This is a genomic window from Azospirillum brasilense, from assembly GCF_003349955.1.
Lineage (GTDB): Bacteria > Pseudomonadota > Alphaproteobacteria > Azospirillales > Azospirillaceae > Azospirillum > Azospirillum brasilense_B.
Genome location: NZ_QLKQ01000032.1, coordinates 57,139 through 71,818, shown reverse-complemented (window position 1 = coordinate 71,818; position 14,680 = coordinate 57,139). Strand labels below are relative to the sequence as shown.

General features: G+C 69.3%; 16 protein-coding genes. 4 read left to right on the top strand and 12 right to left on the bottom strand.

Annotated elements, in window-relative coordinates; genetic code table 11:
• Positions 1–309 precede the first annotated feature (309 nt).
• From DXK32_RS15860 to DXK32_RS15820, 9 genes are all read right to left on the bottom strand, one after another.
• Positions 310–798 (bottom strand): helix-turn-helix domain-containing protein, encoded by a 489-nt coding sequence (locus DXK32_RS15860; RefSeq protein ID WP_014238857.1) that lies wholly within the window; start codon positions 796–798, stop codon positions 310–312.
• A 113-nt stretch (positions 799–911) separates the two neighbouring features.
• The gene (gene lnt / locus DXK32_RS15855) at positions 912–2,522 is read right to left on the bottom strand and encodes an apolipoprotein N-acyltransferase (RefSeq protein WP_247877177.1); all 1,611 of its coding nucleotides are present in this window, start codon (positions 2,520–2,522) and stop codon (positions 912–914) included.
• A 130-nt stretch (positions 2,523–2,652) separates the two neighbouring features.
• On the bottom strand, positions 2,653–3,570 hold the full coding sequence (locus DXK32_RS15850) for a hemolysin family protein (protein ID WP_205215727.1): 918 nt from the start codon (positions 3,568–3,570) through the stop codon (positions 2,653–2,655).
• On the bottom strand, positions 3,567–4,097 hold the full coding sequence (gene ybeY, locus DXK32_RS15845) for an rRNA maturation RNase YbeY (protein ID WP_114859390.1): 531 nt from the start codon (positions 4,095–4,097) through the stop codon (positions 3,567–3,569). Before ybeY ends, DXK32_RS15850 begins: the two co-directional genes overlap by 4 nt.
• On the bottom strand, positions 4,097–5,197 hold the full coding sequence (locus DXK32_RS15840; protein WP_114859389.1) for a PhoH family protein: 1,101 nt from the start codon (positions 5,195–5,197) through the stop codon (positions 4,097–4,099). Before DXK32_RS15840 ends, ybeY begins: the two co-directional genes overlap by 1 nt.
• Positions 5,194–6,582, bottom strand: coding sequence for a tRNA (N6-isopentenyl adenosine(37)-C2)-methylthiotransferase MiaB (miaB, locus tag DXK32_RS15835; RefSeq protein WP_114859388.1), 1,389 nt, complete (start codon positions 6,580–6,582; stop codon positions 5,194–5,196). The genes DXK32_RS15840 and miaB overlap by 4 nt, the downstream gene beginning before the upstream one ends.
• Positions 6,583–6,828: 246 nt before the next feature.
• A complete protein-coding gene (locus DXK32_RS15830; RefSeq protein WP_114859387.1) occupies positions 6,829–7,662 on the bottom strand; it encodes a lysophospholipid acyltransferase family protein in 834 nt (277 codons plus the stop codon).
• 44 nt (positions 7,663–7,706) lie between these two features.
• Complete coding sequence (locus tag DXK32_RS15825; RefSeq protein ID WP_114859386.1) at positions 7,707–8,531, bottom strand: GNAT family N-acetyltransferase; 825 nt, start codon at positions 8,529–8,531, stop codon at positions 7,707–7,709.
• A 311-nt stretch (positions 8,532–8,842) separates the two neighbouring features.
• Positions 8,843–9,259, bottom strand: a complete 417-nt coding sequence (locus tag DXK32_RS15820) for a MucR family transcriptional regulator (RefSeq protein WP_014238866.1) — start codon at positions 9,257–9,259, stop codon at positions 8,843–8,845.
• A 55-nt stretch (positions 9,260–9,314) separates the two neighbouring features.
• Between DXK32_RS15820 and DXK32_RS15815 the strand changes: the two genes are divergently transcribed.
• Positions 9,315–9,605 (top strand): sulfurtransferase TusA family protein, encoded by a 291-nt coding sequence (locus DXK32_RS15815; RefSeq protein ID WP_432612348.1) that lies wholly within the window; start codon positions 9,315–9,317, stop codon positions 9,603–9,605.
• A gap of 3 nt (positions 9,606–9,608) precedes the next feature.
• Here the strand turns inward: DXK32_RS15815 and DXK32_RS15810 are convergent, their stop codons facing one another.
• Both DXK32_RS15810 and tsaB read right to left on the bottom strand, forming a co-directional pair.
• Positions 9,609–10,106, bottom strand: a complete 498-nt coding sequence (locus DXK32_RS15810; RefSeq protein ID WP_114859384.1) for a GNAT family N-acetyltransferase — start codon at positions 10,104–10,106, stop codon at positions 9,609–9,611.
• The gene (gene tsaB, locus DXK32_RS15805) at positions 10,103–10,777 is read right to left on the bottom strand and encodes a tRNA (adenosine(37)-N6)-threonylcarbamoyltransferase complex dimerization subunit type 1 TsaB (RefSeq protein ID WP_114859383.1); all 675 of its coding nucleotides are present in this window, start codon (positions 10,775–10,777) and stop codon (positions 10,103–10,105) included. The genes DXK32_RS15810 and tsaB overlap by 4 nt, the downstream gene beginning before the upstream one ends.
• Positions 10,778–10,878: 101 nt before the next feature.
• On the opposite strand from tsaB, the gene ddpX reads away from it, so the two are divergent.
• Together ddpX and DXK32_RS15795 are read left to right on the top strand one after the other, a co-directional pair.
• Positions 10,879–11,430, top strand: a complete 552-nt coding sequence (gene ddpX / locus DXK32_RS15800) for a D-alanyl-D-alanine dipeptidase (RefSeq protein ID WP_114859382.1) — start codon at positions 10,879–10,881, stop codon at positions 11,428–11,430.
• A 174-nt stretch (positions 11,431–11,604) separates the two neighbouring features.
• Positions 11,605–12,660 carry a polysaccharide deacetylase family protein gene (locus DXK32_RS15795; RefSeq protein ID WP_114859381.1) on the top strand — a complete coding sequence of 352 codons (1,056 nt, stop codon included), beginning with the start codon at positions 11,605–11,607 and terminating at the stop codon, positions 12,658–12,660.
• Between the two features lie 63 nt (positions 12,661–12,723).
• Here DXK32_RS15795 and DXK32_RS15790 read toward each other — a convergent pair whose 3' ends face one another.
• On the bottom strand, positions 12,724–13,278 hold the full coding sequence (locus DXK32_RS15790) for a NifU family protein (protein WP_114859380.1): 555 nt from the start codon (positions 13,276–13,278) through the stop codon (positions 12,724–12,726).
• A 108-nt stretch (positions 13,279–13,386) separates the two neighbouring features.
• Between DXK32_RS15790 and DXK32_RS15785 the strand changes: the two genes are divergently transcribed.
• Entirely contained in the window at positions 13,387–14,640 is a 1,254-nt protein-coding gene (locus DXK32_RS15785; RefSeq protein ID WP_114859379.1) for an adenylate/guanylate cyclase domain-containing protein, read from the top strand.
• Positions 14,641–14,680 lie beyond the last annotated feature (40 nt).

Genomic DNA, 14,680 nt, shown 5'->3' with positions numbered 1-14,680 from the left:
TCCGGATGGCCTTCGGACACGGACTCGCTGGTGAACACGTAGTTGAGCTTGGCCACGACGAACCTCGGCAATGGACGGGGGCTATTTTACAGAACTAATGGGGAAGACCAGCGCAGCACCCACGGAAAGCCAGTCATTTGCCGTATGTGACAAGGTTTGCGTTCCAGGTCAAGCGATCTCCCCCGGGTTGGAGGAGCGCAAGGGAAATTCGCCTTAAAAAAACATCGGGGAACGGGCCGGAGGGCCGCGTTCCCCAATCGTCCTGCCGTCCGGATTGCTTCCGGTTGCTCGGCTCGGGTCTCTCAACCGTTATTCGGCGGCTTCGACCATGCCGGAATTGGCAACGGCCTTGGTCAGCTCGAACAGGCGCTTGCGCACCGACGGGTCGTTGATGCGGTAGTAGGCGCGCACCAGCTCCAGCGTCTCGCGCTTGGCCATCGGGTCCGGCTCGTAGCCGCCCGAACGCTCCTCGAAACCGGCGGCGCCGCCCTCCTCGTCATCGACCGGGGCCGCGGCGGCTTCCGCCGGCATGTCGTCGAAGAAGAAGGAGACCGGCACGTCCAGGACGCGGCTGAGGTCGAACAGGCGGGACGCGCCGATGCGGTTGGCACCGCGCTCGTACTTCTGCACCTGCTGGAAGGTCAGGCCGATGGCCTCGCCCAGCTTTTCCTGGCTCATGCCCAGAAGGGTCCGGCGCAACCGGACGCGGGAACCGACGTGAACGTCGATCGGGTTCGGCTTTCCCGTCTTGGGACGGCCGGCAGTGGCCCGGCGGCCCCGCGCTGGCGTTGCTTGCATTGCTCTAATTCCCTGAAACAGTTGTGCAACCTTGATACGACATATCCATGTATGCAGTCAAGGGCGCCCGAGCGCTCCCGATGCGCGTGATTGAAAAAAGAGTCTCGGATGCGCTATCTGCGATGTCGTGCGCGCAGGCCCACCGCGAAACAGGTCAAAAGAAGCAACCCGAACGCGCCGTCGCGCACCCGTCCGTAGAGAGTGGGGGTGGGCAGCGCTTCCGGCAAGGCCGCATCGACCACACCCCTGTAACCAAGCGGCAACATGGCCGTGACGCGGCCGTGGGAGTCCACCACGCCGGAGATGCCGGTGTTGGCGACGCGGACCAGCGGCATCCCCTCCTCGACCGCGCGGGTCCGGGCGATGGCGAAATGCTGATGCGGGCCGGCGGTGTTGCCGTACCAGGCGTCGTTGGTCAGGTTCAGCATCCAGCGCGGCCGTGCGGCGCCGTCCTCCGCGGCGGGCAGCACGGCGCCGGGGAAGATCACCTCGTAGCAGATCAGCGGGCTGACCGGCGGCAGGCCCTTGAGATCGAGCGACACCGGCCCCGGCCCGGCGGAGAACTCCGCCCCGTTGCCGGCGATAGCGCCGACCGGCAGCCAGCGGCGCAGCGGCATGTACTCGCCGAAGGGCACGAGGTGGAACTTGTCGAAGCGTCCGGTCACCGCGCCGCTGCCGTCCACCGCCGCGAGGCTGTTGTAATAGAGCGGCTCGCCCTCCGGCCCGGCCTCCATGCGCGGCACCCCGGTGATGAGCAGCCCGCCCGGCGGGGTGACCGACCCCAGCGCCTGACGCAGCCGGGCGTCCTGGTCGAGGAACAGCGGCACCGCGGTCTCCGCCCAGATCACATGGGTGATCGGCTCGGTGGACGGTGCGGCGGAGAGTTCCATCTGCTGCTGGACGTTGCGCGCCCGCTCGCCCGCCGCCCATTTCAGCCGCTGGTCGATGGCCGGCTGGACCAACCGCAGCCGCACGTCCGGAACCGTGGCGTCCGACGCTCCGGCCAGCCGCAGCCCGCCCCAGGCGCCCAGCGCCGCGAACAGCGCCAGCCCGGCGGCCAGCGCGCTCCAGGCGCGGCGGCGCGGCACCGTTGCATCGGCCAGCGACGCCGGCAGCGACGCCACCAGAACGGTCAGCAGGCTGAGGCCGTAGATGCCGATCAGCGAGACGCCCTGCAGAACCGGCAGGACGCCCGTCCAGCCATAACCGATGAGGTTCCACGGGAAGCCGGTGAAGACATGGCCGCGCAGCCATTCGAACAGAGCCCAGGAGGCGGCGAACAGGAACACCTTTCCCAGGCCCCGCCCCAGCCCCCTTCCCCTCAGCGTCCAGGCCAGCAGCGTGGCGCCGCCGGTGAACATCGCCAGCAGGATCGGCAACCCCGCCGCCGACAGCGGCAGCGCCCACCAGAAGCGCTCGATGTCGGTGAACAGCGCCGCGCTGATCCAGTAGAGGCCGAGCAGGTGGTGGCCGAAGCCGAAGAACCAGCCCACCGCGAAGGCCTGCCGCTTCGTCCGCGCCCCGTCGAGCAGCCAGAGCAGCCCCGGAAAGGCGATCAGCAGCACCGGCACGGCGTCGGCCGGCGGCAGGGCCAGCGTCGCCAGACCGCCGAATCCCGCCGCCGCCAGCAGCCGGCGCCATCCGGTCAGCCCGGCCAGACCCGCGGACAGGCGGCCCAGCCGGGCCGGGGTGGTCGTCATGTCGGTGGCGGTCAAGGGGGACACTCCAGAGGAAGGGCACGAAGAGGCTCACAAGGAAGCTCCCCGCTCCCCCGTTACGCCGGGGATGCGGTAGAGCCTCTTTGTGCCGTCTTTGTGTCCTTCGCGTCTTCGTCGTGGAAAACCCCGCGGGGCTTTACCCGACCTCGGCCAGGGCGGAGTTCTCGGCGGGCGCGGTGCGGACGCGCAGCCGCTTGATTCGGCGGGGGTCGGCCTCGACGATCTCGAACTCCAGGCCGGAGGGGTGGATCAGCGTCTCCCCCTTGCCCGGCACACGCCCGGCCAGCGACACGACGAGACCGCCGAGCGTGTCGACCTCCTCGCGCTCCTCCTCGGTCAGGAAGGCGCCGACGCGGTCCTCGAAATCCTCGATGGAGACGCGGGCGTCGGCGAGGATCGTGCCGTCGGGGCGTTCCACGAAATGGGGGGTCGCCTCCTCGTCGTGCTCGTCCTCGATCTCGCCGACGATCTCCTCGACCAGATCCTCGATGGTGACGAGGCCGTCGATGCCGCCGAACTCGTCGACCACCAGAGCCATGTGCTGGCGCTTCTGGCGCATCTGCACCAGCAGGTCGACCACCGGCATGCTGGGGGCGACGATGCTGAGGTCGCGCACGATGTCCTTGAGTTCGACCGGCGTCGGGCTGGCCATCGCCCCGAGCACGTCCTTGATGTGGACCATGCCGACGACGTCGTCGAGCGTTTCACGGAACACCGGCAGGCGGGAATGGGCATCCGCCGCCATGCGCTGGACGAGAGCGGGGAACGGCGTGTCCACCTCCACCGCCACGATGTCCGCGCGGGGCACCATCACGTCGTCGACGGTGCGATCGCGCAGCTTCAGGATGTTGGCGAGCAGGGCACGCTCGCCCGCTCCCAGCGATCCCTCGCCACTGTCCTGATCCTCGATCAGGTCTTCGATCGTGGCGCGCAGGGTGGCGTCGTCGCGCCCCCCCAAAACGGTCCTCATCCACCCGCGAAACAGGTGGCCCAAGGATTGCTGATCTTCGGCCCCGTCTTCACGGGGCGTTCGACTGTCGGAAATCTCGCTCATCGGTCCGGCGGTTGTTCGTCCAAATTCGGCTCCCCGGGCGGAGAGCGCGTCGCGGCGTACGGATCGGCGATGCCGAGGGTCGCGAGCACGTCGGTTTCGAGCTGCTCCATCTCCTCGGCCTCGTCATCCGTCTCGTGATCATACCCGAGCAAATGAAGAACGCCATGCACCACAAGGTGGGTCATATGGTCCGAAGGTGTTTTACCCTGCTCGGCGGCTTCACGGGCGACGGTCTCCCAGGCCAGGATCACGTCGCCCAGCATGACCGGCGCGTCCTCGCCCAGTTCGGGCTCCTCCGCTTCGGTCAGGGCGAAGGACAGCACGTTGGTCGGCTTGTCCTTGCCGCGGTATTCGCGGTTCAGGCGGTGCACCAGCGCGTCGTCGGCCAGCACGACGGACAGCTCCGCCGGCCCCTCATCCTCGTCATAGGTGACGGAGAGCGCGGCGAGCGCGGCGCGTTCGCACAGCCATTCGGCGTTGTCCGCCCACTCGCCCGCTTCACGTGAAACGACGACATCGACGGCCATCACGGTGTTCCCTCCCCGTCCGGCCGGTCATCCGGCTCGTCGTCCGCGACGGCGGGCCGACGGGGGGCGGGCCTGCGCCGGCCATCGGTGCGGTCGCTTTCGGCGCGGGCGCCCTCGGCACGGTCATAGGCGCGGATGATGCGGGCGACCAGCGGGTGGCGCACCACGTCGGCGGCGGTGAACTGGACGAAGCGGATGCCCTCCACCCTCTCCAGGATGTCCAGCGCCTCGCGCAGGCCGGACTTGGCGCCGGCCGGCAGGTCGGTCTGGGAGATGTCGCCGGTGACCGCCATGCGGCCCCCCTCGCCCAGTCGGGTGAGGAACATCTTCATCTGCATGGGCGTGGTGTTCTGCGCCTCGTCCAGGATGACGAAGGCGTTGGCGAGCGTGCGGCCGCGCATGAAGGCGAGCGGCGCGATCTCGATCTCGCCGGACTCCAGCCGCTTCTTCACCTGCTCCGCCGGCAGCATGTCGTGCAGCGCGTCGTAGAGCGGGCGCAGATAGGGGTCCACCTTCTCCTTGAGGTCGCCGGGCAGGAAGCCCAGCCGCTCCCCCGCCTCGACGGCGGGGCGCGACAGGATGATGCGGTCCACCTGGCCGGTGGTCAGCAGCGCCACCGCCTGCGCGACGGCGAGGTAGGTCTTGCCGGTGCCGGCCGGGCCGAGCCCGAAGACCATCTCGCTTTCCGCCAGAGCCTGGAGATAGGCCGCCTGCATGGGGGAACGCGGGGTGATCGCGCCCTTGCGGCGGGTGCGCACCGCGACCTCGCCCCGGCTGAGCGTCGCCAGATTCTGGTCGCGCACCGCACCGCCGACTCCGGTCGCCATGCGGACGGCGGCGTCCACCTCGCCGGTGCCGACGGTCATGCCGCGCTTCAGCCGCTCATAGAGGGCGTCGATGGCCGAACGGGCGGCTTCCAACGATTCCGCCGGACCGGCGATGGTCAGCGTGTTGCCGCGGGAGATCAGGGAAACACCCAGCTGGTTCTCGATGCGGGCGAGGTGGCGGTCATGCTCCCCGTACAGCATCGGCAGAAGCCGGTTGTCGTCGAAGTTCAGATCAATCCGTTGATCCGGGCGCTGATCGGGCAAGCCGTTCAAGCGGTCGCCTCCACGGGTTGCGTGCCGGTGGCGGAGCTGCGGTATTCACCGGTCGCCACGCTGCCGGCAAGGCTGTTCGGATGGGCGGCGTCGACACGCACCGCGACGATGCGGCCGAGCAGCCGCTCGTTGGCCTCGGCGTGCACCGACTGCAGATAGGGGCTCTTGCCCAGAAGCTGGCCGGCGCGCTTGCCGACGCGGTCGAACAGGACCGGCACGGTGCGCCCGACGAAGCTCTCGTTGAAGGCCTGCTGCTGCGCGTTCAGCAATTGCTGGAGCGCGGCCAGACGGGCCTCCTTGACGTCCTCGGGCACCTGGCCGTGCTCCAGCGCCGCTGGGGTGCCGGGACGCGCGCTGTACTTGAACGAATAGGCCTGGGCGTAGCCGACGTCGGTGACGAGGCGCAGCGTCGCCGCGAAGTCGGCGTCGCTCTCGCCGGGGAAGCCGACGATGAAGTCGCCCGACAGCGCCAGATCCGGCTTGGCGGCGCGCAGCCGCTCGACGATGCGGCGGTAGTCGTCCGCCGTGTGCTTGCGGTTCATCGCCGCCAGCACGCGGTCCGACCCGGACTGCACCGGAAGATGCAGGTAGGGCATGAGCTGCGGCACCTCGGCGTGGGCGCGGATGAGGTCGTCCTCCATGTCGCGCGGGTGCGAGGTGGTGTAGCGGATGCGCTCCAGCCCGTCGATGTCCGCCAGCTCGCGGACCAGCCGCCCGAGGCCCCAGGTGGTGCCGTCCGGACCCTCCCCGTGCCAAGCGTTGACGTTCTGGCCGAGCAGGTTGATCTCGCGCGTGCCGCCGGCGACGAGGCGCCGGGCCTCCGCCACGATCTGGGCGCCGGGCCGCGAGAACTCGGCGCCCCGTGTGTAGGGCACCACGCAGAAGGTGCAGAACTTGTCGCACCCCTCCTGCACCGCCAGGAAGGCGGAGACGCCCTGGCTGGCGCTCTCGTCCGGCAGGAAGTCGAACTTGGACTCCACGGGGAAGTCGGTGTTCAGCACGCTGCCCGCCTTGCGGCTGGCCTTGGCGACCATCTCCGGCAAGGTGTGATAGGTCTGCGGCCCGAACACCATGTCCACGAAGGGGGCGCGGGCGACGATCTCCTCGCCCTCGGCCTGGGCGACGCAGCCGGCCACGGCGACGATCATCCGGCCGTCGCCGGCCTCGGCCTTGACGTCCTTGAGCTGGCGCAGCCGGCCCAGTTCCGAGAACACCTTCTCGGAGGCCTTCTCACGGATGTGGCAGGTGTTGAGGATCACCATATCGGCGCCGTCCGGTTCGTCCACCGGCCGGTAGCCCAGGGGTGCCAGGACATCCGCCATGCGGGCGGAGTCATAGACGTTCATCTGGCAACCCCAGGTCTTGATGAAGAGCTTCTTACTCAACGATCCCTTCCACAGCGCTGAACGATCCCGGCCAATCATATCCAGGCCAACCCTGTCCGGGCCAACCGATAGCCGGACCAATGCAAAAACGCGCGCCTGGACGGCACCGGTCCAACCGGGGCAATCCGGCGCGCGACCCGCCGCGTCGCGGCATCGCACCCTGGCGATATGGTAGCACGAGTGCGGGAAAACGAGTCAATCGTGCCCGCGCGGTGTCTTTCCATTTCGCGGTGTGGAAAGTTTCCGTCACGGGACAACGGTGGGCGTCGGCCTTCCGGACACCGCGCGCTCCACGCCCCGCGCCACGGCGCGCTGGCAATGATCGGCCAGGGCCTTGCGGCTGGAGAAGCCGTCGATGGTCACCGGGGGGTGGAACTCCACCTCCACCGTCATGCGGCCCAGCGTGAAGACGGTCCACAGATGCGGCGCGAGATCCATGTCGCCGTACCACGCGTAACAGGGACGGAAGGCGATCCCCATCGGGATGCCGTCCAGCCGCGTCGGCGCGATGCTGACCGGCTGCACGGTCAGCGGCCGGTCCCCGATGCGCCGGGCCGCCACCGCGAACAGCGCCGTCTTGAAGGGGAGCGTGCGGTTGCCGTCGCTGGAGGTGCCCTCGGGGAACAGGATCAGGCTGTCGCCGGCGTCCAGGCGGGCGCCCAGCTCGTCGCGCTGCCTCTCCACCCCGGAGCGGGCCTTGCGCTCCACGAAGACGGTCTGCTGCAGCTTCGCCAGCACCCCGAAGAAGGGCCAGCCGGCGACCTCGCTCTTCGCCACGAAGGAGCCCGGAATGACCGACCCCAGCACCGTGATGTCGAGGTAGGAGGAATGGTTGGAGACGAACAGCACCGGCCCGTCCGTGGCGCGCTCGCCGCGCACCACGACGCCGATGCCCAGGATGGCGGCACAGACCCGGTGGTAGAGCTGCGGGATGCGGTGGCGCAGCGGCGAGCGCAGCGCGACGGCCAGCGCCTGCGCCGGGATCAGCAGGAGCGTCCACAGCAGATAGACCGCCAGACGCAGGCCGCCGCGCACCGGCGATCCCAAGGCGCGCGCACCGGTTGCATCCACCGCCGTCATGCCACCCGCCTCCTGATGCGCCCGTTTCCCGATGCGATCTTGGATCACGCGATCTGGGCGTCGCGGCTGCGCCGCTCGTAATGCTTGGAATATTTGTTGGTGATCAGGTCGGTCTTCACCACGATCGACACGTCGGTGGTGTTGAACTGGTGATCGATCACCGCGCCGTCGCCGATGAAGCCGCCCAGCCGCAGATAGCCCTTGATGAGCGGCGGCAGAACGGTCAGCGCGCGCTTCGGGTCGACCTGGTCGCGGGGCATCAGATCCATGCCGACATAGCGTTCCGGCAGCGCCACCGGGCGCAGATCCTCCGGGGCCAGATGGAAGTGATGCAGGTAGGCGAGCGGCTCCGCCATCGCCACCGGGTCGGTGCCCGGCAGGCTGGCGCAGCCGAACATCACCGCGATGTCGTGGTGGAAGACGTAGGCCGCGATGCCGCGCCACAGCAGCTGCATGCTGCTGCCGCGCGTGCGGTAGGCGGCGTCGACGCAGGACCGCCCCAGCTCCAGGATCTCCCCCGGATAGCTGAGCAGGCGCCCGATGTCGTATTCGTCGCTGGAATAGAAGCGCCCGGCCTTGGCCGCCGCCGGGCGGCGGATCAGCCGGTAGGTGCCGACCACGGAGTCCGGGCCGTCGCCGCGGGCGTGGTCGATGACCAGCAGATGGTCGCAGATGGTGTCGAAGTCGTCGAAGTCGCGGTGGCGCGCGGCCATGTCCGGCGACGGCACCGCCGACATCTCCTCGTAGAAGACGCGGTAGCGCAACGCCTGGGCCCAGTCGATCTCGGCGGCGCTTTCGGCCAGCCGAACTTCGAGGGAGCCCATGCGCAGATCCGAAGAGCTGCCCTGGTCCGTGCCTGTATCAGCCATACTCGACGCTTCGCTGGCGTTGTTCGGGTCGCGGCAACCGCCGGTTCTCCTTCCGGAGCCCGGTCGGGCACGGAACAGGGATAACACGAATGGCCGGTTGCCGGTCAACCGCGACGTGACGAACCCGTCCCCGGCAAGCCCGGATTCCGGGCAAGCCACAAGGTCCGGCCCCGGCGGACGGGGACGGCGGCAAGGCGGGACGGCGATGATCGCGCGGGAAGGAAGAAACGGTCACATGCGGGCGATGGGGTTCCGGGGCGGACCGAACAGCGGCGGTCCGCCGGACACCAACGCACAAGCCCGTACGGACCTCAGGCCGCGCCGCGGCGGGCGCGGGTGCCGAGACCGATCTGCTTGGCCAGCGAGCTGCGCTGGCGGGCGTAGTTCGGGGCGACCATCGGATAGTCGGCCGGCAGGCCCCAGCGGTCGCGGTATTCCTCGGGCGACATGTCGTAGGCCGTCTTCAGATGGCGCTTCAGCATCTTCAGCTTCTTGCCATCCTCCAGGCATACAATGTAGTCGGGAGTGACGGACTTCTTGATGGGCACCGCGGGCTGCGGACGCTCCTCAGTCGCAACCGGCTCGGTCCCGACATTCGCGAGTGACTTGTACACCTGCTCAATCAGCGTCGGAAGATCGCCGAGAGCGACTGTATTGTTCGAGACATGCGCCGCCACGATCTCCGTGGTCAGAGACAACAGCGCGTTGGAAGGGTTACCATTGCTCATGTAAGCTTGCTCCGCAGCTTGGCGTTCCTCTCCATATAAAGAGGTTTGTGGCCGCGTGCAATATCCATCCTTTGCTCTTAAAGAGGAAGCAGTGTACGAAAAAAAATCTCCGGATTTGTTTTTGGACATCACCAGCGAGGTGTGCCCGTTAACCTTCGTCAAGACCAAGTTGTCGGTGGAGCGCATGGCGGCCGGGCAGACGCTTGAAGTCCGGCTGAACGCTGGCGAACCCTTGGAGAATGTACCCCGATCCTTAGCCGAACTGGGTCACTCCATTCTCGCCGTGACGCCCGAAAATCCGGATGAGCCGGACGGGGTGCACCGTTTGTGGGTTCAGAAAGGTTAAGGTTTAATTGTCGGTGTACGAATACCGCAACACCAGGGCGGCAACCCTTCCGTCCGCCCTGCGGTAATAGCCGGGACGACGGCCCACGGCAAAGAAGCCACAAGATTTATACAGGGATTGCGCCATACCATTGTCTTCGGCGACTTCAAGGAACAGCGCCGTGGCGCCCAGCGCCCGGGCGCCGTCCAGCGCCACCGCGACCAGCCGCCGCCCGGTGCCCTGCCCCCGCGCGTCGGCCCGGACGCCGACGGCGATGATCTCGCCATCCTCCGCGGCCACCCGCGCCAGCAGGAAGCCGACCGGATCGTCGCCCTCCGCGCCCTCCCGCAAGGCCAGCGCGGCGAAGAAGCCGGGCTGGCCGATCAGGCTGGCGACCGCCTCGCCGCTCCAGGGATCGTCGGGAAAGCAGACCTGCTGCAGGGCCGCGATCACCGCGGCGTCGGCGAGGCCGGCGGTTTGAAGACGGACCGGACGGGACGTCCCGGACGCAAGCGCCGTCATGCCGTCTTCCGCGGCAGGGAGACGTCGGGCGGGCGCAGGTAGAAGGGCTGGGCCGGCAGACCGACCTCCCGCCGGGCGCCCAGGGCGGCGACCACGGCGGCGTCGGGCGTGCCCGGCCCGGCGGCGAAAACGGTGTCGGCACGCCCGTCCAGGAGCGGGCGCAACGGGCCGGCCCCGTCGCCGGCCACCAGGAGCGGGCCTGCGGGCAGCAGCCCGTCCAGCCAGCCCGGCACCGCGGCGGGCTCCAGCATCGCCGGTTCGCCGAACGGCGTCAGGTCCGGGTGGAAGAGGTGCAGGAACGGCTCGGTGCGGCGGGAGTCCACGGCGACCAGCACCGCGCGGCCGTCCCGCTCCGCGTCCGGCAACCCATGAGCGACCGCGTCGAAGCTGGTGATTCCGACCACCGGCAGCCCGGCGGCCAGGGCGAAGCCGCGCGCCGCCGCCAGGGCGATGCGCAGCCCGGTGAAGGCCCCCGGCCCGACGGTCACGGCGATGCGGTCCAGCGCGTCGAAGGCGCAGCCGGCCTCCGTCATCACCGCATGCGCCAGGGGCACCAGCGCTTCCGCCTGCCCACGCGCCATCGGCTCGCGCCGCCGCACGGTGACGGCGCCGTCGTCCCACAGCGCGGCCGAACAGCCGGAGGTCGCCGTGTCCAGTCCCAGAACTCTCATCGCCTCACACGCGTCGTCGGATCCGCCATCTTCAAAGCCCCACTTCAAGCCTGGGTCAAGAGCGTGATAGACAGCCCCGACCTTCCCTGACGGCATGGATCATGCTCACACCCATCGCACCACCGGACTTCGACGTCGACATCGACCTGCTGTACGCCACGCCGGACAACCTGACCGGGCTGCCCATCTACCGGCATCCGCATTGCCTGCTGCACCCCGACGCGGCGACGGCGCTGCGCGCGGCGATCCGGCTGGCGCGCGGCATCGGCTGCCGGTTGCGGCTGTACGATGCCTTCCGCCCGGTCGAGGCGCAATGGGCCTTGTGGCGGGCGCTGCCCGATCCGTCCTACATCGCCGACCCGTCGGGCGGCTCCACCCATTCCCGGGGGATCGCGGTGGACCTGACGCTGGCCGACGGGGCCGGGCACCCGCTGGACATGGGCACCGGCTTCGACGACATGACCGAACAGTCGCACCATGGCCGCACCGACCTGACCACGGAGCAGCAGCGCAACCGCGCCGCCCTTCTCGGCGTCATGACGGCGGCGGGCTGGCGGCATTACGGCTGCGAGTGGTGGCACTATCAACTCCCGGACGAGCGGCGCTACCCCCTGCTGACCGACACGGCCCTGGGCGGGCTGATGATGGGCTGATCAAAAGGCCTGCTGTCCGAGGGGTTGTTGCAAGGCTGCATCACGAAAGCGCGCGAAGCGCGGCGTATGTGTTGCGGACTTGTTCCCGGCAGCGTGCCTGTGCCACATCAGCCGTGGCGCAGCCCGGACCCTTCATCCGGCCGCGCGACCGTTCCGGACCCACGACAGGCCGCCATGCCGTTCCGCCGCGCCGCCACCCTCTTCGCCGTGGCCGCCGCCTGGGCCTTCCAGGCCCTGGCGGGAAGCCCCGGCGTTGCGGCGCCCGCCGTTGCTGGAGACGGAACCGCGAACACCGCCGTCGTCTTCGCCTACGACCGGTTCGGCGAGGACCAGACCCCGTCCATCAGCATCCGGATCGACCAGTTCGAAGCCCATCTGGACGAGCTTCAGGACGGCGACTATCAGGTGCTGCCCCTGCCCCGCATCCTGGAGGCGCTGCGCAGCGGCGCGCCGCTGCCCGACCGGGCGGTGGCGATCACCATCGACGAGGCCAGCCGCTCCGCCTACCGCGAGGCGTGGCCGCGGCTGAAGGCGGCGGGTCTTCCCTTCACCCTGTTCGTGGCGACCGACGCCATCGACCGCGGGTCGCCCGCCCACATGACCTGGGCGGAGGTGCGGCAGCTCGCCGCCGCCGGGGTCACGCTCGGCGGGCTCGGCGCCTCCACCCAGTCGCTGGTGTCCCGCCCCGCCGACGAGGTGAAGGCGGAGCTGCGCCGCATGGCCGACCGGCTGCAGGCGGAGACCGGCCAGCGCCCCACCCTGTTCGCCTACCCGCAGGGCGAGGTGTCGTCGGCGGTGCGGACCATCGTGACGGAGCAGGGCTTCGCCGCCGCCTTCGGCCAGCAGTCCGGCGTCCTGCACCCGCAGGCCGACCGGGCGACCCTGCCCCGCTTCGTGATGAACGAGAGTTTCGGCAGCGTCGACCGCTTCCGGCTGGCCGCCAACGCGCTGCCGCTGCCGGTGACCGACCTGACGCCCGACGATCCGCTGCTGACCGTCAACCCGCCCTCGATCGGCTTCACCGTGTCGGACGAGATCGGCGACATCGCGCGGCTGGCCTGCTTCGCCGCCGGCCAGGGCCGGACGGCGCTGGAGCGCGTGACGGAGGACCGGGTGGAAGTGCGCATCCGCGACCCCTTCCCGCCGGGCCGCACGCGCGTGAACTGCACCCTGCCCGCCCCCGAGGGGCGCTGGCGCTGGCTGGGCATGCAGTTCGTCGTTCCGGAATAAACAAGTGGAGAGACACGCCGGCGGGCGCGGCCGGTGCCGGCCACGCCCGTCCGGTGGATGCCGTCAGCGGACGGCGCGGACCTCGACCACCTCGGGGATGTAGTGGCGCAGCATGTTCTCGATGCCGGCCTTCAGCGTGGCGGTGGAGCTGGGGCAGCCGGAGCAGGCCCCCTTCATCTCCAGATACACCACGCCTTCTTCGAAGCCGTAGAAGGTGATGTCGCCGCCGTCCTGGGCCACCGCCGGGCGCACGCGGGTGTCCAGCAGTTCCTTGATCTGGGTGACGATCTCGTCGTCGTCCGCGCTGGCGGCGTGGCCGTCGCCGGCCGTCTCTTCCAGAAGCACCGGGCGGTTGGCGGTGAAATGCTCCATGATGACGCCGAGGATCGACGGCTTCAGCAGGAACCACTCCTTGTCGCCGGCCTTGGTGATGGTCACGAAGTCGGCGCCCAGGAACACGCCCTGGACCCCGTCGATCTCGAACAGCCGCTGGGCCAGCGGCGAAGCGGCGGCGCCATCGCGGGACGGGAAGTCCGCGGTGCCGCGTCCGAGCACGTCACGCCCCGGCAGGAACTTGAGAGTCGCCGGGTTGGGCGTCTGCTCGGTCTGAATGAACATGGTGATATCCTCCATCGGCGCCGAACAACACTGGCGGCGTAGGCGAAACTTGGGCAGAATCCGCCGACAGATCAAGCATCGCATCTTTATGGTTATCGATCCGTGAGCATGGCACCGCCCGTCGCCACCGCACCGGCAACTCCCGCGGCCATCCCTGGGGCCCCATCCATCGACGACGCCGCGCGGGAGGTCGTCGAATGGCTGTTGCTCGAAGGCCGGCACGCGCCCGGCTTCGAGCCGATGATGGACCGCTTCTGCCGGCGCCTGATGGCGTCCGGCGTCCCGCTTCTGCGCGCGGTCTGCGCCCTGCCCCTGCTGCACCCGCAGATCCGCACCATCGCCTTTTTCTGGCGCCGCAACGCCGAGCAGGTGGAGATCGCCACCCGCGCCCACGGCACCGAGACCAGCGACGAATATCTGACCAGCCCCTTCGCCACCCTGATCGAGGACGGGGCCGACGGCCTGCGCTACCGGCTGGAGCAGATGGAGCCGCCCTACCCATACCCGGTCTTCGCCGAGCTGAAAGCGCAGGGGGCGACCGACTATGTCGCCATGACCGTGCTGTTCGCCGGGGGGCGGCGCAACGTGCTGAGCTTCACCACCGACCGGCCCGGCGGCTTCTCCACCGCCGATCTGGCGCTGGTCGACGCGGTGTTGCCGGCGCTGGGCGCGGTGCTGGAGACGCTGGCCCTGCGGCGGCTGGCGACGACGGTGCTGGACACCTATGTCGGCCACCGCACCGGCGCGCGCATCCTGTCCGGCGACATCCGCCGTGGGACCGGCGCCAACGTCCGCGCGGTGCTGTGGTACTGCGACCTGCGCGGCTTCACCTCGCTGGCCGACCGGCTGCCGCGCGAGGAGCTGATCGCCCTGCTGAACGGCTATTTCGAGATCATGGGCGGCGCCGTGGAGAGCCGCGGCGGCGAGATCATGAAATTCATCGGCGACGCCATGCTGGCCATCTTCCCGCTGGAGGAGAGCGACCCGACCGGGGCCGCCGCCTGCACCAAGGCGCTGGACGCCGCGCAGGAGGCGCTGACCGACATGGCCGCCCGCAACGCCGAACGCTCCGCCTGGGGCCAGCCGACCCTGCGCTGCGGCATCGCGCTGCACATGGGCGAGGTCATGTACGGCAACATCGGCTCCGCCAACCGGCTGGACTTCACCGTCATCGGCCCGGCGGTCAATCTGGTCAGCCGGATCGAGGGTCTGTGCAGCCGGCTGGACCGCAACGTCCTGACCTCCGCCGAGGTGGCCGAGGCCTGCGCCAGCCGCCTCGTCTCGGTGGGCTGGCATCCGGTGAAGGGACTGAACGACCCGATCGAGGTCTATGGCTTGAAGGGAGAACACACGGACTTATGATGGGACTGATGAACAGGGCGCTGCAACGAGCCCCCGGCCG